This is a genomic window from Natronorubrum sp. A-ect3, assembly GCF_041821125.1.
Taxonomy (GTDB): Archaea; Halobacteriota; Halobacteria; order Halobacteriales; family Natrialbaceae; genus Natronorubrum; species Natronorubrum bangense.
This window is the reverse complement of sequence record NZ_JBGUBB010000012.1, coordinates 13,106-32,546: the sequence shown is the minus strand read 5'-3', so window position 1 is coordinate 32,546 and position 19,441 is coordinate 13,106. Positions and strand designations below refer to the sequence as shown.

At 54.8% G+C, this 19,441-nt stretch carries 18 protein-coding genes and 2 pseudogenes; 16 read left to right on the top strand and 4 right to left on the bottom strand.

The features are described 5' to 3' along the window. The first annotated feature begins 215 nt into the window (after positions 1-215). The 7 genes and pseudogenes from ACERJA_RS19295 (at position 216) to ACERJA_RS19265 (ending at position 6,104) form a co-directional block, all read left to right on the top strand. Positions 216-1,871, top strand: coding sequence for an asparagine synthase-related protein (locus tag ACERJA_RS19295; protein ID WP_373609842.1), 1,656 nt, complete (start codon positions 216-218; stop codon positions 1,869-1,871). Positions 1,872-1,912: 41 nt separating this feature from the next. Further along, a pseudogene (locus ACERJA_RS19290) lies at positions 1,913-2,391 on the top strand (ISH3 family transposase); the annotation flags it as partial. A gap of 381 nt (positions 2,392-2,772) precedes the next feature. Next, a pseudogene (locus ACERJA_RS19285) lies at positions 2,773-3,710 on the top strand (NAD-dependent epimerase/dehydratase family protein). A 47-nt stretch (positions 3,711-3,757) separates the two neighbouring features. Beyond that, positions 3,758-4,258 carry a hypothetical protein gene (locus tag ACERJA_RS19280; protein ID WP_373609841.1) on the top strand — a complete coding sequence of 167 codons (501 nt, stop codon included), beginning with the start codon at positions 3,758-3,760 and terminating at the stop codon, positions 4,256-4,258. Further along, a complete protein-coding gene (locus ACERJA_RS19275) occupies positions 4,251-4,772 on the top strand; it encodes a metal-dependent hydrolase (protein WP_373609840.1) in 522 nt (173 codons plus the stop codon). The genes ACERJA_RS19280 and ACERJA_RS19275 overlap by 8 nt, the downstream gene beginning before the upstream one ends. Positions 4,773-4,824: 52 nt before the next feature. Beyond that, the gene (locus ACERJA_RS19270; RefSeq protein ID WP_373609839.1) at positions 4,825-5,106 is read left to right on the top strand and encodes a hypothetical protein; all 282 of its coding nucleotides are present in this window, start codon (positions 4,825-4,827) and stop codon (positions 5,104-5,106) included. Positions 5,107-5,117: 11 nt separating this feature from the next. Next, a complete protein-coding gene (locus ACERJA_RS19265) occupies positions 5,118-6,104 on the top strand; it encodes a GDP-mannose 4,6-dehydratase (protein WP_373609837.1) in 987 nt (328 codons plus the stop codon). A 16-nt stretch (positions 6,105-6,120) separates the two neighbouring features. On the opposite strand, the gene aglF is transcribed toward ACERJA_RS19265, so the two are convergent. Then, a complete protein-coding gene (gene aglF / locus ACERJA_RS19260) occupies positions 6,121-6,864 on the bottom strand; it encodes a UTP--glucose-1-phosphate uridylyltransferase AglF (RefSeq protein WP_373609836.1) in 744 nt (247 codons plus the stop codon). A 112-nt stretch (positions 6,865-6,976) separates the two neighbouring features. On the opposite strand from aglF, the gene aglM reads away from it, so the two are divergent. Beyond that, the gene (aglM, locus tag ACERJA_RS19255; protein ID WP_373609835.1) at positions 6,977-8,263 is read left to right on the top strand and encodes a UDP-glucose 6-dehydrogenase AglM; all 1,287 of its coding nucleotides are present in this window, start codon (positions 6,977-6,979) and stop codon (positions 8,261-8,263) included. Positions 8,264-8,358: 95 nt separating this feature from the next. Beyond that, positions 8,359-9,297: an NAD-dependent epimerase/dehydratase family protein gene (locus ACERJA_RS19250; RefSeq protein ID WP_373609834.1), complete on the top strand. Its 939-nt coding sequence runs from the start codon at positions 8,359-8,361 to the stop codon at positions 9,295-9,297. A 68-nt stretch (positions 9,298-9,365) separates the two neighbouring features. Here the strand turns inward: ACERJA_RS19250 and ACERJA_RS19245 are convergent, their stop codons facing one another. Next, positions 9,366-9,863 (bottom strand): helix-turn-helix domain-containing protein, encoded by a 498-nt coding sequence (locus ACERJA_RS19245; RefSeq protein ID WP_373609833.1) that lies wholly within the window; start codon positions 9,861-9,863, stop codon positions 9,366-9,368. Between the two features lie 220 nt (positions 9,864-10,083). Further along, complete coding sequence (locus ACERJA_RS19240) at positions 10,084-10,323, bottom strand: hypothetical protein (RefSeq protein WP_373609832.1); 240 nt, start codon at positions 10,321-10,323, stop codon at positions 10,084-10,086. Positions 10,324-10,560: 237 nt separating this feature from the next. On the opposite strand from ACERJA_RS19240, the gene ACERJA_RS19235 reads away from it, so the two are divergent. The 7 genes from ACERJA_RS19235 (at position 10,561) to ACERJA_RS19205 (ending at position 17,707) form a co-directional block, all read left to right on the top strand. Further along, positions 10,561-10,941: a hypothetical protein gene (locus ACERJA_RS19235; RefSeq protein WP_373609831.1), complete on the top strand. Its 381-nt coding sequence runs from the start codon at positions 10,561-10,563 to the stop codon at positions 10,939-10,941. Further along, entirely contained in the window at positions 10,934-11,935 is a 1,002-nt protein-coding gene (locus ACERJA_RS19230; RefSeq protein WP_373609830.1) for a hypothetical protein, read from the top strand. Before ACERJA_RS19235 ends, ACERJA_RS19230 begins: the two co-directional genes overlap by 8 nt. Before the next feature lie 753 nt (positions 11,936-12,688). Then, the gene (locus ACERJA_RS19225; protein ID WP_373609829.1) at positions 12,689-13,060 is read left to right on the top strand and encodes a hypothetical protein; all 372 of its coding nucleotides are present in this window, start codon (positions 12,689-12,691) and stop codon (positions 13,058-13,060) included. A 97-nt stretch (positions 13,061-13,157) separates the two neighbouring features. Continuing rightward, entirely contained in the window at positions 13,158-13,394 is a 237-nt protein-coding gene (locus ACERJA_RS19220; protein WP_373609828.1) for a hypothetical protein, read from the top strand. Continuing rightward, a complete protein-coding gene (locus ACERJA_RS19215; RefSeq protein WP_373609827.1) occupies positions 13,387-14,256 on the top strand; it encodes a hypothetical protein in 870 nt (289 codons plus the stop codon). The genes ACERJA_RS19220 and ACERJA_RS19215 overlap by 8 nt, the downstream gene beginning before the upstream one ends. A gap of 660 nt (positions 14,257-14,916) precedes the next feature. Next, positions 14,917-16,125, top strand: a complete 1,209-nt coding sequence (locus tag ACERJA_RS19210; protein WP_373609826.1) for an orc1/cdc6 family replication initiation protein — start codon at positions 14,917-14,919, stop codon at positions 16,123-16,125. Positions 16,126-16,366: 241 nt separating this feature from the next. Next, positions 16,367-17,707, top strand: a complete 1,341-nt coding sequence (locus ACERJA_RS19205; protein ID WP_373609825.1) for an RNA-guided endonuclease TnpB family protein — start codon at positions 16,367-16,369, stop codon at positions 17,705-17,707. Positions 17,708-17,949: 242 nt separating this feature from the next. Here ACERJA_RS19205 and ACERJA_RS19200 read toward each other — a convergent pair whose 3' ends face one another. Then, complete coding sequence (locus ACERJA_RS19200; protein WP_373609824.1) at positions 17,950-19,311, bottom strand: S8 family serine peptidase; 1,362 nt, start codon at positions 19,309-19,311, stop codon at positions 17,950-17,952. Positions 19,312-19,441 lie beyond the last annotated feature (130 nt).

The following is a 19,441-nucleotide window of genomic DNA, read 5'->3' as shown; positions in this document are numbered from 1 at the left end:
AGGTAAAAAAGAGATTCGCCTGCACAACGTCGTCGATGTAGACGAAAATCCCGCGCTTCGTCACGTACCGTTGACGGTAATTGGCTCGCCGTTCAGGGCCTGCTCGCAAAAGATACACTATAGAAGAATCATGATATGAGAACTAGCCAAATACATCAATAGTATTGACATAGGAAACCATATATTTAAGTTGATTGGCTAATCAACTGATTTGTATGTACCTTATCGGTGAGTTTGATTGGGAATCTAATTGCACTACAATAACTCATGCAGAGGACATGTCGACAAGTAACGGATGGGGAATGAGAAAATCTTCAACTGACGATTGTACAATTTTTTATACCGGAGTGGACTTTGATGGAGATTTAGAAAACAGTCTCATTAATTATCACTCTACTGGAGATGAAGAATACATCGACAATATAAATGGTCCTTTCTTATCCATTAGTATAAATCATAGTACAAGTAACGCCCGTATTATATGTGATAAATTCAATAGAATAATAGCATACTATACAATATATAACAACAAATTTGTGATAAGCACAGATATAAATATGGTTCTCAAAAATAAACACGTCTCTCTATGTGAAAATTCTGTTAAAGAATTCTTATATTTTGGATACATACTTAATAATTACACACCTTATGAAGGGATATACACTACTAAATCAGGAAGTATCATAGATCTATACCCTAATGGTTCAGACATAGCATATTATTGGAATTTTACTCCTGAATATACGGATAGAAGACAAGCTGGTAAAGATGTAGAAACTCTCTATGAACTCTGGCAGGAATGTATTAAAGATAGACTTGATATGATTGATGGAGATATCCTCATATTATTAAGTGGTGGCTTAGATTCCCGTGCAATATTGGCATCCACACTTGAGCAAGTAGATAGATCAAGAATACAAGTAGCAACATTTGGCCATCCTAAAAGTGACGATTACAAAATAGGTAAAAAAATAGCCAAAGAGTTTGGTATAAAACATAAATATCTCGATTTAGAATATCCTTGTAAGCATTCTTTGAAAAGTAATGTTGATGACACCGATGGAATGATCGATGCTTTTCCCCGTTTCCCAATTAACGGAATGAATGATTTACTATCTGAATATGAATACGTTTTGTCAGGCTATATTGGTGATTTCATCACAGGAGGGTATTACAACCCCGGAAGTTATGAAAATGAATACGATCTTGTAAAGACATATGTTGGAAAAGAATCAAATAGAGAGATAGAAGGAACCATACATGATAAATTGACATTAAAACAGGCTTTAGACAGAATAAGCTATATTGAAAACCCATCACATCAAAGCGCTTTCTCGGAACTGTTCATGAAAGAACATATAGACAAATGGTCTGCATATACAGTGTTTAGAAACAGACACGATATTAAATATCTTTCACCGTTTGTTGATAATCGATTCGTTGAATATTTCCATAATGTGAGTCATAATCAAATTAAAAATCAAAATCATTTTCGTAAAATGCTATTCGAAATGTATCCAGAAATGTTTAAAATTCCTAGCACATCAACTCATAAAGCACCACTTAATGCCTCAAAATACAGAATGTTGATTAACCAAATTCCTAATGCATTTCGTAGGAGGGCAAATAACCTTTCTGGGAAAGCATTCGGTTATAACCCATTCTTCAACACCTCAACCAACTATCTTCAATATAATTCACTATATAGAAGTGACCAGATATTCAAAGGATTATTAAATAGTTTACTGCAAGACCGTGTATTCTATTCTGATGATTTGAGTATTGATTTTCAAATTGAGAACTATGAGGAAGTCTCTTTCCAACCAATTCGTCGGCTTGCTACAATCCCACTATGGCACAATAATGCATGACTAAGCTCGACTTGATAATAGATACGTCAGTCTCTTACTAGACGGAATACGTGATGTACGAAGGAAGCGAGCGGGAACTGCGCTTCTCGCTCGTGGTTGTGTCTCCTACCAACAAGGAAACCGTGGCAAGCACGGGTTGCTCGTCCGGGCGTATGTGGCGTGCGATCTGACCGATCGCACGCCGAAGGAAGTCGAAGCTCTCTACCAGAAACGCTCAGCGATCGAGACAGCTTTCCGAACGATGAGAGAAGCACGTGCGCGTACGAGTACAACCGATCCAGTTGTTCGGTTGTTGTTTGTGCTTGTGGGCTTCTTGTTGCGGAACTTGTGGCTGGTCGTCCGGTGAGGATTGCTCGCCACGCCGCGGCGCGGCGGGCGAGCACTGCCGGTCTGGTTCCGCTTTGAACTGTTTCGGGAGTGGATTGACCATGCCCTCGACGAATCACTGCTGCGGAAGTGGGAGGCACCAACCAACGGCGTCGGAATTCCCGAGGTCTATAGCCAACTGGACGCGGGCTGATGAGAGCCCGCGTCCAGCGGTAGCCCCCGCAGAGAGCGACGGCTTCGAATCGGAGGTGCAGAGCCGGCGCTCTCACTGGTGTGAGACCGCCTTCTACGTGGATCTCTTTTCGAGTGAGATGAATCCTGTCGCTCACGTTGCCGAAAATCAAGTCAATACGGAGTAACGATGGGAACTACCGAGAGTAGCACATCGGGTGCGTTCACGAGACACTCAGATAGGGACGTCACACTGTGCCAGTGCAACAGGGCGAATCGTGGTGAGTGGCCCGTCTCGAGCGCCTCCACAGCGGTGTACAGCCACTGTTCCCGCCCGTTCTCGGCACGATAGCGCGACGGCCAGACCAGCAGACTCATGTGGGCGCCCCTATCACCCTCGAGTATGACTACTGGTCGGCCAACTGACCAAAAGATTCTGATCACCGGTGGGGCAGGGTTTATCGGGAGCTATCTCACGCGGGCGCTCGTCGCCGCCAACGACGTGCAGGTGCTCGACAATCTGACGACAGGCACTCGGATAAACGTCCCCGACGAGGCGACGCTCATCGGAGGGGATTTGCGCGACGAGGAGCCACTCACAGCGGCGACCGACAGGGTCGATCTGATCTGCCACGAGGCTGCACTGGTCAGCGTCGCCCGCTCGGTCGAGGAACCACAAACAAGCCACGAGATCAACGCCGAAGCGACGCTCTCGTTACTCGAGGCCGCTCGAGACGAAAACGCCCGCGTCATTCTCGCCTCGAGTGCGGCGATCTACGGGCACCCCGAATCGATTCCAATCACCGAGGACCATCCCAAAGAACCGACCTCGCCCTACGGTCTCGACAAGCTCGCGACCGACCACTATGCGCGCCTCTACAACGACCTCTACGACCTCGAGACCGCCGCCTTGCGCTATTTCAACGTCTACGGTCGGGACAGATCGCGGGCGACTACAGCGGCGTGATCAGCGTCTTCATCGACCAGGCTCTTTCGGGTGAGGACATCACCGTCCATGGGGACGGCAAGCAGACGCGCGATTTCGTCTATATCGACGACGTCGTCCAGGCGAATCTGAAGACAGCGACCACGGACGCAGTGGGCGAAGCATACAACGTTGGGACCGGCGAGTCGGTTACGGTCCGCGAGCTGGCGGAACTCATCCAGGACATCACAGACACAGATTCGGACATTGTCCACATGGACGCCCGGACAGGCGACATCGAACACTCCGAAGCAGACATTTCGAAGGCGAAAGAGCACCTCGAGTACGAGCCGACGGTCTCGTTACGGGAGGGACTCGAGCAAACAATCAAGTGGTATCGAAGCCAGCAAGACTAATCAAAAGTGAGAGCGTTTTCCCGCTCCGGAACATTCCCACATGATAGATGAACCTCGAGCAACCGGCCGTCCGCCTCTTCGCAATAGCCACCCTCCTCGTCGCGTTCGTCGGTCTGTTCGTCTTCTACGGGGCCCTCGAACCCGCCCCAGAACACAACGACTACCCGGGAAACGGAGATCTCGAGGCCGGTCCCACTGCCCACGTTGGCGAGCAGATCGGAATCTCGGGAACCGTCGTCGACACCGAACCGCTCGTCCTCGAGGTGGAACACGCCGACGGGACAGCCGAGTACGTCATCGAGAACGCACCCGACGCCAAGGTTGGCCAGGAGGTCCGCCTCTTCGGAACGATCGAAGCCGATACGTCCGAAGGCGCGGACGCACGTCTCGAGGTCGACGACGCAATAGTCCGGGATAGCTGGGAGACCACATACATGTATGCTGTTTCGATCGTCGCGGCGCTGTGGGTAGCCATTAGAGCGGTCCAACATTGGCGATTCGACGCCGGTTCACTGGGGTTCGTCCCTCGAGGTGATGTTGATGGCTGAACTCCTCACGCACGTGCTCGCGGCGTACGTCCTCGCGACGGCGCTCTCCTGGCGCTACGAGTGGCTCACTGCCCCTTACGTTACCGTCGCGATGGCGGGAGCGATCACGCCCGATCTCAGCCGGTTCGATCTCCTCGTCCCGGCGGAGACTATCGAGGCCACGTTCGGCGTGCCGTTCGACTGGGGTGCGTTCCATACCCTCGGTGGGACGACCCTCGTGGTCGCGATTGGTTCGTTGCTCACTCCAGCCAGGTACCGATGGAAGGTCGCCGCGATGCTCGCACTCGGGGCGCTCTCTCACCACGCGCTCGATCTCTTGCTAATCAATCCGTCCGGCTACTCCTACAGCGTTTTCTGGCCGCTGATGCAGTACCAGCCGCCGACGCCGAACATCTACCTCAGCAGTGATCGCTGGCCGGCGCTGATCTCCGGGCTAGTAGCCGCGATCGTCTGGGCTGTCGACCGCCGGCTCGTCGAAGAACCTGTGGACGAGCAGTCACCGACACCAAAGTAACCTCTCGGCCGTCCTCGAGTCACTCGACACATTGCTTGTCCATCCACTAACGGTGGCACCCCGTCTTACACCACCGGGTGGGAACGAAAGTGGCGAGACGTACCTCGAGAACGGCAACAGCCCGGATGAGCCTTGCTGGATCCTCCAGTGTCTCCAGGCTCGCGAGCCGGTTCATGCCTTCTCGTTCGACGGCGCGTGGTTTGGCATCGGGATGCCGGGGTCGTACTTCAATGAAATCTGTCATCAGCTCGAGGACGCCCCCTCGATCGCGCCCTCAGCACGACTCGAGATTCGAGAGAACGGGACCGGAACGGTTTTTGTAACCTCTCTATAATACCCGCCGTAATGAAGATTCTCGTTACCGGTGGTGCAGGATTCATCGGCGGTCATATCGCTGAGCAACTCGCCTCTCGCGGCCACGACGTCACGGTAATCGACAAGTACGTCCCCTACTACGACATCGGGATCAAGGAACGAAATGTCGAGGCGGCACGCGAGGCCGCCAACCGAGGCGAGGGCAGTTACAAACTCGTCGAGGGATCGATCACTGATGAGGATCTTGTCGACGGACTGGCCAGTGAGGCCGATGTCGTCTACCACCAGGCCGCCCAAGCGGGCGTCCGCAAGAGCGTTGAAGAGCCGAAAACCGTCAACGCATACAACGTCGACGGCACGGTCAACATCCTCGAGGCCGCACGCAAACACGACGTTTCCCGCGTCGTCGTCGCCTCCTCCTCTTCGGTCTACGGCAAGCCCGAGTATCTGCCCTACGACGAAGACCATCCTACGTCGCCAGTATCTCCCTATGGCGTTTCCAAACTAGCAACCGAACAGTACGCTCGTGTCTACAACGAAATCTACGGTCTCCCAACGGTTTCCCTGCGGTACTTTACCGTCTATGGCCCACGGATGCGCCCAAATATGGCGATGACCAACTTCGTCTCGCGCTGTCTCCACGACGAACCGCCCGTCATCTACGGCACTGGTGAGCAGACCCGCGACTTCACTTACGTCGATGACATCCGTCGGGTGAACGAGCAGCTGCTCACCGACGACAGCGCCGACGGCGAGATCATGAACGTAGGCTCGACAGACAACATCGACATTCGGACCCTTGCTGAGGTCATCCGCGACGAGATCGATCCGTCTCTCGAGATTGTCTATGATGACGCTCGGAAAGGTGACGCCGAACACACGCACTCAGACGTCTCCAAAGCGAACGAGCTGCTTGGTTACGAGCCAACTGTTGATATTCGTGAGGGTGTTCGGAAATTCATCGACTGGTACCACGAGAACAGAGAGTGGTACGACCCGCTGGTTCGCAACTCCTAAAACGAAACTCGAGCGCTCAGTCGCTCGTTGCTTCTGCGACTTCGCCTTCAGCAGACTGTAGACGACGCTCTGCTTCGTCACGATCCTCGGGGTAGCCGACGTCGATCCGCCAGCCGTTGAGGCCGATCGCGTCGATCGTCCGCCCGGACTGGATCAGCAGGTCGATCGCCTCACTGATCTCGTACTCGCCGCGGTTGGACGGCTGAACCAAGTGACAGGCGTTGAAAATCGCCGGCGAGAACGTGTAGAACCCGGTCATCACAAGGTTCGATGGTGGCTCTTCAGGTTTCTCGACGACGTCCGTGATCTCGCCGTACTTGTTGGTGTCACAGACCCCGTATCGGGAGGCTTCCTCCCATGGCACCTCTTCGACGAGGAACGCAGCATCCGCGCGCTCTTCTTCCTGACGGCGGACGACGTCCTCGAGGTTCGCCTGGAAGATGTTGTCGCCGAGAATCAGCATGAAGTCGTCGTCGATGTGCTGTTCGACGGTCAACAGCGCGTGGGCGAGTCCCTTCTGTTCACGCTGGTGAGTGTACGTGATCGGAACACCGCGGTACTCATCGCCGAAATGGTCGATAACCTCTTCTTTGAGATACCCCACGACGAGGACGAACTCCTCCGCGCCGAGATCGACGAGCTGATCGAGACAATGTGTCAGAATCGGTTTCCCGTCAACCTCGACCATCCCTTTGGGTTTGTCTTCCGTGAGTGGTCGAAGGCGCGTTCCTTCTCCGGCAGCAAGTACGACTGCTTTCATTGAAACAATACTATCAGTAGTATCGTAAATTCCTTCCGGTAACTCTGTATTTCGAGTCTGAACGACAGTTCGATCACAAGGATAATCTGTTCGCACTGAGCGCTGTCATACAATGCACATTACGGTCATCGGCAGCGGTTACGTGGGGACGACGATTGCAGCCTGTTTTGCGGACCTCGGGCACGACGTGACGGCGATCGACATCGACGAGGAAATCGTCGAGACGCTCAACGACGGACAGTCACCGATCTCTGAACCCGGGCTGGACGATCTCCTCGAGACCCACGCCGGAAACCGACTCGAGGCCACCACCTCCTACGACGCGGTCCCCGAGTCGGACGTCACCTTCCTGGCGATCGGAACCCCGTCGAACGACGACGGCAGCATCGATCTCGGCGCATTGGAAGCAGCCGCCGAAGCAACTGGCGAAGCCGTCGCCGACAAAGACGAGCGCCATCTGGTCGTCATCAAGAGTACGGTGACGCCACCGAGTATCGAGACCGTGCTCGAGCCAGCCGTTCACCGAGGGGCCGGCGAAAACGAAAACATCGAGGTCGGGATGAATCCCGAGTTCCTCCGAGAAGGCAGTGCCGTCTCGGATTTCCTGAGTCCGGACAAGCTCGTCTTCGGAGCGAGTTCCGAGTGGGGGACGGACCGACTACACACGGTGTTCGAACCACTGCTGGAAGATCACGACGCCGACATCGTCGAAACGGACCCGCAGACGGCTTCGATGATCAAGTATGCGAACAACGCCTTCCTCGCCTCGAAAATCAGTCTAGTCAATGATCTCGGGAACATCTGCAAGGAGTTCGACCTCGATGCCTACGAAGTGATGGAGGCAATCGGGCTCGATGACCGCATCTCGGAGCAGTTCCTCCGTAGCGGCGTCGGCTGGGGTGGCTCCTGTTTCCCGAAGGACGTCAACGCAATCATCGCGGCCGCACACGAGGAAGACTACGATCCGGCCGTCCTCGAGGCAACCGTCGAAGTCAACGACCGCCAGCCGGAACGCATGCTCGAGTTGCTCGCAGATCACGTTGACCTCGAGGGAGCCCGCATCGCGGTTCTCGGACTCGCATTCAAGCCCCAGACGGACGACATTCGAAACTCGAGGGCGATTCCGATGATCGAACTCCTCAAAGAACAGGGTGCCGAGATCGTTGCATACGACCCTGTGGCAGTCGATCCAATGCAAGAGCGATTCCCTGACATCGAGTATGTGTCCTCAGCAGCGGATGCCCTCGATGGCGCTGATGGTACAGTCGTCGTCACGGACTGGGACGAGTTCGCAACGCTTGATGAAGAGTTCGACACAATGGCGACGCCGGTGGTTATCGATGGTCGACGGATCGTCCAGCCACGGGATGAGATTACATATGAAGGACTAACTTGGTAACTGTCGCTTGAGTTAATCTGCATCTCAAGACTTGAGCAATCGGCGTTGGCCGAAAGACCAGCAGACTCATATATTCTCATCCGACACTGTCCTGCATGACCACTAGTCGGCCAACTGATCAAACGATCCTTATTACAGGTGGTGCAGGCTTCATTGGGAGCCACCTTTCGATGGCGTTCGTCGACGACAATGACGTCCGAATCCTTGATTCTTTGACCACGGGAAGTCGAGCGAACGTTCCCGCCGGCGCCACACTCATTGAGGGCGACCTCCGCGACGAAGAGGCACTCGCCCGCGTAACCGACGGCGTCGACTTGATCTTTCACGAGGCCGCTCTCGTGAGTGTGCAGGGCTCAGTAGAGGACCCTCTGACGAGCCATGAGATCAATGTCGACGCGACACTGTCGCTACTCGAGGCTGCCCGCAATGAAGGCGCCCGCATCGTGCTCGCCTCGAGTGCAGCGATCTACGGCCACCCGGAGCAGGTCCCCATCACGGAAACCGATCCCAAAGAGCCGAGCTCTCCCTACGGGCTCGACAAGCTCACGATCGATCACTACTCCCACCAATATCACGACCTCTATGATCTCGAGACGGTCGTGCTGCGCTATTTCAACGCCTACGGACCGGGACAAGTTGCCGGTGACTACAGCGGCGTGATCAGCGTCTTCATTGACCAAGCGCTTTCGGGCGAGGACATTACGGTTCACGGCGAGGGTGATCAGACGCGTGATTTCGTCTACATCGACGATATCGTCCAGGCCAACCAGAAGGCTGCAACCACTGACGCAGTCGGCGAAGCCTACAATATCGGAACCGGAGAGTCAGTCACGATCCGCGAGTTGGCCGAGCTGATTCAGGATATTACGGATACGAACTCGGATATCGTCCATATGGATGCCCGAACAGGTGACATCGAACACTCCAAGGCGGACATTTCGAAAGCAGAGACGCAACTTGACTACGAACCAACGGTTTCGTTGCGTGAAGGACTCGAACAAACTATCGAGTGGTATCGAAGCCAGCGCGACTGAGGCTCGTGTAGCGCTATCGACAATAAATCGATTAACGTACTACAGGCCGTAGAAACATACCAGAGATATCAAGCAGAGTTCTCGGGTTCGCTCAATCGAATTTGTCGAGCCTGTTCGTAGCGCCGGAGTTCCGCACGAGCAGCCCTCCACTCAGACATATCAGCCTCAGCAGATTTCGCTGTTGTGTCAGTAACATCATCTGGTGTCTCTGCATCGTATCGGTCCTGATACTCCTGGATTCGTTCGAGCAGCGTCTGGGCGTGCTCCTCGAGTTCAGCAAGCGAGTGTTCGTGTGCGAGCGTTTTGACGGTATCCCACTCAAAATACGCGTCATTACGTTCGTAGGTAGGCGGCTCGTTGCGGTGTTTGATAACGACACCGAGACTGACAAAGGACTGGAGATACTCGCGGACAGTCTGGCGGTCGCAGTCAGCGCGAGCTGCGATCTTGGATACTGTGCGTGGAGACTGCAGTTGGGCAACTGTTTCGTATAGACGTGCCTCTACGGAGTCCTCTGTGAACGGATTCTCAACTGGCGGCGACTCGCAACTCGGACCGGATCCCATCGTTTCAGACACGTTCCAGATAGCCCATAAGTCTTCGCAGATGATGGAACGGCTAGGACGTGTGCAATACTGATCAATCCACCGCGGGTGGGACTGAAAGGGGCGACGCGCTCGAGGGCTGCGACTCGCTGCGCTCCTCGCTTCGCTGCGGTGCTTGTGTCGTCTCGCACCTCGAGCGCGTCGCCCCTTTCGAGGTGTTGTACTCTCGAACATTCTCCGCCTATTCCCCATTTTGCTCGAGCGTACTTGCGTCTAGTTCTCCTTCAAGATACTCCGTCCCGTAGTCAGTAATCACGTAGAACCCTCGAGAGGGACGGTCGACGAGACCATACGAAGCGAGCTTCCGACATCGAACACCGATGTAGTTGTTGTTACGGTCGATCTCGTCTGCGATCGATTTTGGGGTGCCAGCACCCCGTGATTGTAGGTACTCGAGAATCTCGTCGTCTGCCCGCGTCATCCACTCAGCACGCTTTCGCATCGCTGTAACTATGCTCAGCAGAGTTCTAAGAAGGTGCGTGTGTCCGTATCTATAGACAACTAAAGCATCTCTATTAAGATTGAAAGCATAGTTTTTTGTTGGAATAGCCACCATTTCTGAGCAACGGGATCACGGATGTCGTCTTGTCCGTAAAATGTGTGGGCCGGTGGTGACGCACCGACCCGCACCAGCTCCCGTAACCACACTACGGAAGCCATGTCAAACGACGAATCATGGGATAGTAAAACCCCCGACCGACACGCACAGCCGACGACGAACTACCGACCGCTCCTCGAGACCCTCGACACCCACACCACCAACCTCCTCGAGACGGTCACCACCGACGATACACTCGAGCCAGACACCCGTCGAACAGCGAAACGCCACTGCCGCGAGCTCCGGGCGGAACTCGAGTACCTGCGACGCCACCTCCCCGAGACAGACGAGTGGAGCGCCCCATCACGAACAGGTACAAGCACGGTAATCACAGGCCCATTCGAGGCGGAGTTCGAAGCGCTGCGGCGACAGAACGCCGAAGCGGCCACACAGACCAACCGCTCACCATCCACTGAAGACGAGGGTGAGACCGATGAGTGAGTCGATAGTCGAGTCACTCGAAGATCACCGCGACGACCACACGGAGGACACCCCGCTTCTCGAGACGATCGTCGACGAACTCCGCACGCTTCGAGCTGATAACGACCGTCTGAAAAACCGCGTCACGGATCTCGAGAACACTGTCGACACGCTCGAGTCCCAACTCACCGACCTCGAGTGCCAGACAGACGACCTCGACGCCCAGACGAGCACCCTCGAGTCCACAACAACTGACCTCGAGACCCGAGTCGACACAACTGAAACCGACCTCGAACGCCTCGACGCACTCACAGACGCAACCCGAAACCGAACGGGAGCCACCAAAGCCCGCCTCGAGGAACTGCAGGCGCGCGAACTCGAGAAGGGAGCCCACCTCCGCGCTGAGCACGTCGACGAACACGAGATCGACGTCCCCGACGGCAGACTCGAGAAACTCACCAAAGACGACGGCAACGCCTACTACCGCCTACCCAATCAAGACGACCCGCTCGACCGAAACAACACCACGCTCGCCCACGGTGACCTGCTCCCGATCCAGCAACTCGCCCGCATGGACGAGGACATGCGCCGGACCACCACGAACGCCCTCCCAACGAGACTCGCCGCGAAACTCTGGCAAGCGCGAACTGACTCGAGTGTCGGCGACGATCCCTGGAAGACGGGCTGTAAGTCCATCGACGCATACGTCACCGCGAGCGACCTGAAACACTGGATCCGCCGCCAGGAACCTGGCACGAGCGAGACCTACGCCAAGAAGCTCGTCTCGAGGACGATCGATGCCATTCTCGAGCTCTCGAAAAACAGACTCGCGGTCCACAAACGAACCCAGCGCAAGAACGGCCTCGAGTACACCGAACGCCGACTCGTCCTTCCAACGGATGCCGAGATTCCGGGGGAGAAGACTGGCTCGAGCGCCAATACGGAGTCAGACTCGAGTTCCAGTACAGAAAGCGAGACAGCCACGCCCCCGGAGACAGCTGACGTCCGCGGGTGACTGTGGACAGCCCCCGGTAACCCACGCTCGAGAGAGCGACCTCACTCTCTACGACACCATCGAAGACGCCGCGGGCGGGTAACAAGCACGGGCGGATAGCTGTGGGTATCTCAGCTCGAGCAGTCTCGGCAGTCCATTCAGAAGACGCCCTCGAGTGGCTGTCCGAAGACGACGGCTGTCCACGGAAGCTTGGGAAGAATTCAAGCAAGCGACTATCTGGCTAACGATAGACGAGAATTTACTCTGACTGCCTTCGAGTCAATTGAGCGGGCAACTGCTGATACCAAGAGTAGACCTGTCTGGATTTGTCACTCGTCGTTCGAATCGTCTTCTCGAGGATCGCTGACCAATTCGTACAATCCTCGAGAAGGACGATGGATCCATCCGGCATCATGCAGGCTTCTAAGACAGAATTCCACGTTGCTCTTCGAGAGGCCAGTTTCATCAATTAACCAGCGAGGGTTTGCACGACCCCATGGCTCACCACTCTCGCGTCCCTTTTTCAGTGCGTCCAACACCTTCTCATCATTGTCGGTAGGCGAGTACCGATCATTCACCATATCTTGTTTAACCGTAATCATGGGTACGCCATAGTACAATATCATCTGCAATACGTTTTCTGTTACAATGTGCTTTGTGCTATGCAATACAAAGTAATAAGTCGATGCAGAAACGAGTATCTATAGGTACGGAACGGTCCGAAAAGTGGCCGACGCGCGCCAACGCGTTCGACCGTGCCTCGACTAGAAGGCAATGTCAGCTACGACTACCACACAGGAAACGATTTCGGATGCACAGCAAGCAACCATCGTCCTCGAGCGATCAGGAAGCTACTACGGCTACCTGGGCCGAGACGGCGAAGGATTTCACCATCACGTCGACAAGGTCACGAACACGATCTACGTGACAGAGAGCCGCGCTGAGCGATTCTTGCCCAGCGACGCGGGACTGTACTGGTTTCGCATCCGTGGCCCCATCACACACGAAGAACACCTCGAGCGCTACGACGACCGCGACATCCCCCAGTGGATCGCGTACGTCGATTCAGTTCGAGGCTGGATGGACCGCCCACTCAACCTCCAGACAGTCCTCAATGAAGCACTCACAGAGGTGGACCTTCGATGACCGACGAAGTCGTCACGATCACCGTCGAACTCGAGCAGCCCATCACCCCCGGTGACCTCGAGCGCGCCTACTGTGATCTCCTCGAGCAGGTGGAGCGATGACGGACGCACTCACCCTCCAGTGGACACCCAGACACGGCCCACCACGAAAACTCGTCTTCGAATCCCAACCAAACACGGAGTACCCGTGGGCTCGCATCGAATTCGAACGTCGTGACGCACAGTGGCGTGAAGTCGGGATCGAGTATCTCCCGGAACTCACAGTCCACCTGAGCGACAACCCAGAGACCGACCAACTCCCTCGCCAACCAATCGGAGGTGACGACGATGAGTGACCACGCCGACACCAAGGCACTCATCCACGCGATCGACCGACTCCAAGAACAAAACGAACGACTCACCGAGCGCATCACTGACCTCGAGTGCACCCTCGAACAGACCGAGGACAGAGTCGAGACACTCGAGACCGAGAACGAACAGCTTCGTGACCGACTCGAGGACTGCGAACGCGAAACCACCCGTATTGACGCGCTCACGGATGCCGCCCGCAAGCGCTCGGGCGTGAACAAACAGCGGATCGAAGAACTCCAGGCCCGCGAACTCGAGAAAGGAGCCCACCTCCTCGCAGCGACGGTCGACCACTGTGAAATCGATGTCGACGGCGATCGCCTCGAGCAGCTCACGAAAGATGACGGCCAAACCTATTACCGGGTCCCAGAATCGGCGGATCCACTCGAGCGTGGCGGCTCCATCACACTCTCCCATGGCGACTTACTTCCGATTCAGCAACTCGCGCGGATGGACGAGGAGATGCTGCGCTCGACATCGAACGCACTGCCGACGCGACTCGCCGCAAAGCTGTGGCAAGCGCGTACTGACTCGAGTGTCGGTGACAACCCGTGGGAGCGTGGCTGTAAGGATATCGCAGAATACGTCAAAGCGAGCGATCTGAAACACTGGATCCGACGCCAAGAACCCGGTACGAGTGATACCTACGCAAAGAAACTCGTCTCGCGGACGATCGACGCCATGCTCGACCTCTCGAAGAACCGCGTCGCAATCCGCAAACGAACTGAACGAAAGAACGGCCTCGAGTACACTGAACGCAGACTAATCCTCCCCGAGGACGCCGAGATCCCGGGCGAGACGGTGAGTCAACCAACAGAAGCTCCGGAGACACCTGACGTCCGCGGATAGCCGTAGACACCCTCAAACAGATCCCTTGAGAGAGCACACACATCTCAGGACAACACCCCTTCAATACACGAACGCGGTTGGCTAGTGGGTTGGTTAGTCGTGGGTCTCCCTGCTCGAGCAGTCTCGGCAGTCACTGCAGTAGACGCTCTCGGTGGTGAGACTGGAGACGACAGGTGTCCACGGACTCGAGCATCGTTTGCGCTGGACTCGAGTGTGAGCCGCCTTGGGATCACGTGGTTCGAGATGCCGTCGGCGTCTTGTCATCCGAGAGAGCGAAGCTCGCTCGAATACCCCCGAGACACTCGGCCTGCTCCGCCTGTATATCGAGCATGCAGATCTCAGTACTGTCTCCGCTGGCGGTGAGTTCTGATTTGTAGAGTGAGAGAGTACAGTTCGTCTGTTCTTGGGAGGATGGAGGTAGCAATGAAACTCCACAAGGAGAATGGGAGAGTACAGTTCGTCTGTTCTTGGGAGGATGGAAGTAGCAATGAGATCCCACAGGGAGAATGAGAGAGTACATTTCGTCTGTTCCGCGTATTGAGTGTGGCTTATTCGATCAGTATACGAGATGTATTCACAGAACCACCGATTGAGTCTACTACAGACGAATCAAACGAACCGGGGTTTTATAAGGGCACAATACGTTCTTGTCAGTAAGAAATGTCTGGCCCGTTTAGTGATGTATCGAAAACAATCTTTGACGATAAAACAGTCCTCACCGAGAGTTACCAGCCAGAAGAAATCCTCGAACGAGACGAAGAAATTGAGGAGTATCGATACGCACTCCAAGATGTCCTCTTCGGTTCTGAGCCAGACAATGTATTTCTGTATGGAAAAGCGGGACTTGGAAAGACTGCTGTTACCAAGTACATGACAGATTCATTGGTTGAAGAGGCTAACAAACGTGAGGAAGCAGACGATGTCCATGTTCAAGAAATAAACTGCAATGGGAAGAGCCTCTTTACTATCGTCCGGAGCTTAGTGAACAACCTTCTTCCGTCAACTGCGAGTCCATTTCCAAAACGAGGACTCGGAACGGCGGATGCGTTCGAGGAACTGTATCGCCAACTCGATCGGATCGGTGGATCGCATCTGATGGTCTTTGATGAAATCGACCATCTCGACGATGCTGATACCCTCCTATACGAACTTCCCCGCGCTCGATCAAACGGTCATATTACAAAGTCACGAATTGGCGTGATCGGGATTAGCAACAACTACACATTCCGAAAACGGCTCTCGTCGAAAGTGAAGGATACACTCATGGAGACTGAGATCTCGTTCACACCGTATGACGCAAATGAGCTTATGACTATTCTTCAACATCGTGCTGATCAAGCGTTTGTTGATGGCGCATGTGACAGGTCAGCAATCGCGAAAGCCGCTGCACTCTCGGCACAAGATCGAGGCAACGCTCGTCAGGCGATCGATCTCCTTCGTGCTGGTGCTGAAGTTGCCCAAAAAGAGGATGAAGAAACAGTCATCGATAATCACGTTGAGGCTGCTCGTACGCTCGTTCAACGAGGTCGATTACAAACACGGATCCGAGAACAGACAGACCATTCACAGTACATCCTTGAGACGATCGCAAAACTCGATGAAAAAGGAGAAACACCGTCTCGATCAAAACAGATCCACAAGGAGTATGAACGAGTGGCTGATGCATATGCATCAACACCACTAACTACTTTGAAAAGCATTCAGGATCATCTCTCACAACTTCACACACTCGGTTTTCTCGTTCGATATGAACACAATCAGGGCCGTAGCGGAGGAATATACTACGAGTACGAACTTGATCTCAATCCCGAAATAGTTCTGGAGACACGAATTGAAATCGGTCGTCCCTCTAGTGATGGATCTGCATGAGAACAGACGAAATGTACTCTCACTCTTTGGACTCTCAGTATTCCTTCGACTCTGAGGGAGAACAGACGAAACGTACTCTCTATCTTCTTGTATGATTTGTTACTTAGTCAAAAATTCTGTTGTAACGGACGAACTGTACTCTCTATATAAGAAGTAGCGCGAGTACCCCGACCCACCGTGGTCGGGGGTGAAGCGCGTCTAACCCGTATTTTTATCAGCCATCAAACCGTACCGGAAAGCAGTGCAGTCGTCCAAACTCACCCAAACACTATCATTTGGATTAAACATAGACACGGGGAGTGCCGACGACCTGCAAACCGGATGTCTCGAATCCCGACGCATCCGCAACGAAACCAACCGACTCGACCGACAAGGCTGGGACTGGAAAGAACTCAAATCCATCGTCGTAGACAACGCCAACCACGTCAAAAACACCAGCCAACTCATCGTAGACAAAGCACTCGGAGAAATCAAAACCTACCACGACAACAAAGACGACGGGTGGGGCCGACCCTACCCATACATCAACGGGATGTACCCAATGGTGATGAACCACAAAGAAGGGTATCGACTCTTCCTCGAAGACGATGATACGGTGCGGTTCCGTATCAGTGCCGCCCCACGCAACCACGTCAAAGGCGAACTCTGTGGAAGTCCTGATCATTTCGACCGGGTGAGAACTGCTCTCGAAAATGATGACTGGCGTGTCGGAACCGCCGAAGTTGTTTACAAACATGATGAATGGCGACTTCACGTCGCTGTCACACACAAAAATCACAGAGTCACCAGCAAGAACGATGCAGACACAATCATCGGTGTCGATGTAAATGAAGACTGTATCGCCCTTGCTGCAATGAACAGGGACGGTTCAGTAATGGACTCAGTGGTAATCGAATACCCTGAAATCAAAGAACAACGCCACGAGTTCTTCACGAAACGAAAGCGGATGCAGAAAGCCGGGCAGACAGCGTTTGAATCCGTGGTGCAGACAGAAGAACGTGATTATATTCACGACTGTCTGCATAAGGTGTCACGTCGAGTAGTTGAGTGGGTTTCGCAATTCAGCGATCCGGTTATTGTCTTTGAAGACCTCAAAGACATGCGAGACTCAATTGATTATGGGACGCGGATGAATCGCCGCCTACACAGTTTGCCGTTTGCCGCACTTCGTGATATGGTGTCGTACAAAGCCGCATGGAACAGTATTCCGTCGGATGATGTTGACCCGGAGTATACGAGTCAGCGATGTCCGTGTACTGAGTGTCAGCATACTTCTCGGTCGAACCGGTCGAAGAAGCGGTTTAAATGTCGTCAGTGTGGGTTTCAGGATCATGCTGATCGGAAGGCGGCGGTTTGTGTAGTACAGAAGTGGTTGAAGAAACAAGATGGAAATGTGCCGTCTCTCGAAACCCTTCCACGTGTGTGGAAGGTGAGATGGGCGGCATCGGGTCGTGGTGGAGCGACCGACTCTCACGGACCTGTTTTGGGTTCGGGTGTTTACCGACACGGAATGTTGGCACAAGACTCTCAGAGTCGAGTGCGGGAGGAATTGAAGTCCGTTGCGTCAGCGGTGCTGGATTAAACACGGACGCCCCGCGCCACTGTGCGCGGGGTACTTCACTCAAACGACGGTCTTGGATGAGTACCTGAAGACGACGGCTGTCCACGGGACGTCTCGAGGATTCCCCCGAAACCGGCTATCGGTCGTACGGGATCTTCCCGGTTTCAAGGACAACACGGAATCGTTCCAATCAGCGTTGTCGCCGTAGACTCTGGTGACAGATCCTGGATATCACGACAAAAACATACGAGAGATAGCCGACCCTAGCGAATCCGCTCGAGCGTCGCCGCCGCGTTAACCCGCCCGGCCCCGAGGTCGGGGTCGCTCCGGCCGGGATCGCTCACGTCGTCAGCCCCGTGTTTGATCGCCTGTTCGACGCGGTTGGCGCTGAGATCTGGCTCAATCTCGCGGACGAGCCCAACGAGGCCGGTGACCTGCGGGGACGCCATCGACGTTCCGGCGAAGTAGGCGTACGGCTCCCCGTAGACCTCTGGTGGCACGCTCGAGAGGACCAGATTCGTCGGGGCGGGCCACTCGACGCCCTCTTTGGCGTCGGTCTTCTCTTCCGTCTGGTATCCGCCACCTGGTGCACCGACGTCGATCTCGCCGGTGCCGTAGTTCGAGTAGAACGTTCGCTTGTCGTTCGGCCCGGTCGCCGAGATGCTCATCGTCCCCGGTACGCTGGTCGGTAACGCGAACTGGCCGCCCTGGAGATCTGTGTCGGCGTTCGTCGCAGATGCGACGACGACGGTACCCTGCTGGGTCGCGTACTGACAGACCCGCTGGTAGGCGACGTGCATCCCCTCGGCCCGTTCCTCCGGGGGTAATACGCCCGTCCCGAGGCTCATGTTTGCCGCGTCGGCACCGATCTCCGCCGAGTAAGCGATCGCCCGGAAGATGTCGGCCGTCGTTGTCATCAGGGCGACCTCTCCGTCGATTTCCTCGAACCAGAAGACCTTCGCCGAGACGAGGTCCGCATCGGGGGCCGTTCCCGTAATTCCCGTTCCTTCTGCACCGGCATCGTCCGTGGCTGCAGCCGTCCCCGCGACGTGAGTCCCGTGACCGTGCAGATCCCACGGATGGTCGTCGATCGGGTCGGCGTCCTCGTGGGCGAATAGTTCGCTGGCATCTTCGTCGAGGTTCGACTCGAGATCAGGATGCGTGGGATCGATCCCAGTGTCGAGGATCGCAAGCGTCGATCCCGACCCGCGTGCGTGGTCGTGGGCCTCGAGGACCTCCTGGACGTGTTTGTCCCACTGAAGCCCATACAGCGTCGACCCCTCTTCGCCGGCCGCCGAAACCCCATCGGACGGGGCGCTCGCAGTGCGAACCGTCCCGTTGAACTCGAGTCGGAGATCTGGAGCCGCCGCCTCGACACCACTGATCGACTCGAGTGTCGCCGTCGAATCGGTGTCCCCGCGGACGATCAGGACCTCCCCATCAGCAAGTTCGTGCGTGATGTCGAACCCATCGTCGGTGAGCCGATTCTGGGTATCGGCATCGTCGACGGTCACCACGTAACGTGTCCGGTTGCTGGCCGAGACGGTGCTGATCGCAGTCAGCGTGAGGCCCGTCGTTGCTACGCCTCCAAGTACCTGCCGCCGTGTCGGATGTTTCCGAACCATCACAACACTAGTGCAAATCCGAATTTATTAGTATGAACTTGTTCCTAAGATAATTGTTTTCTACGATACCTGTTAGAGAACGAGTATTGCAGTGGAATATTCGGGAAACGAGAGTGTAATCATCGAGCGA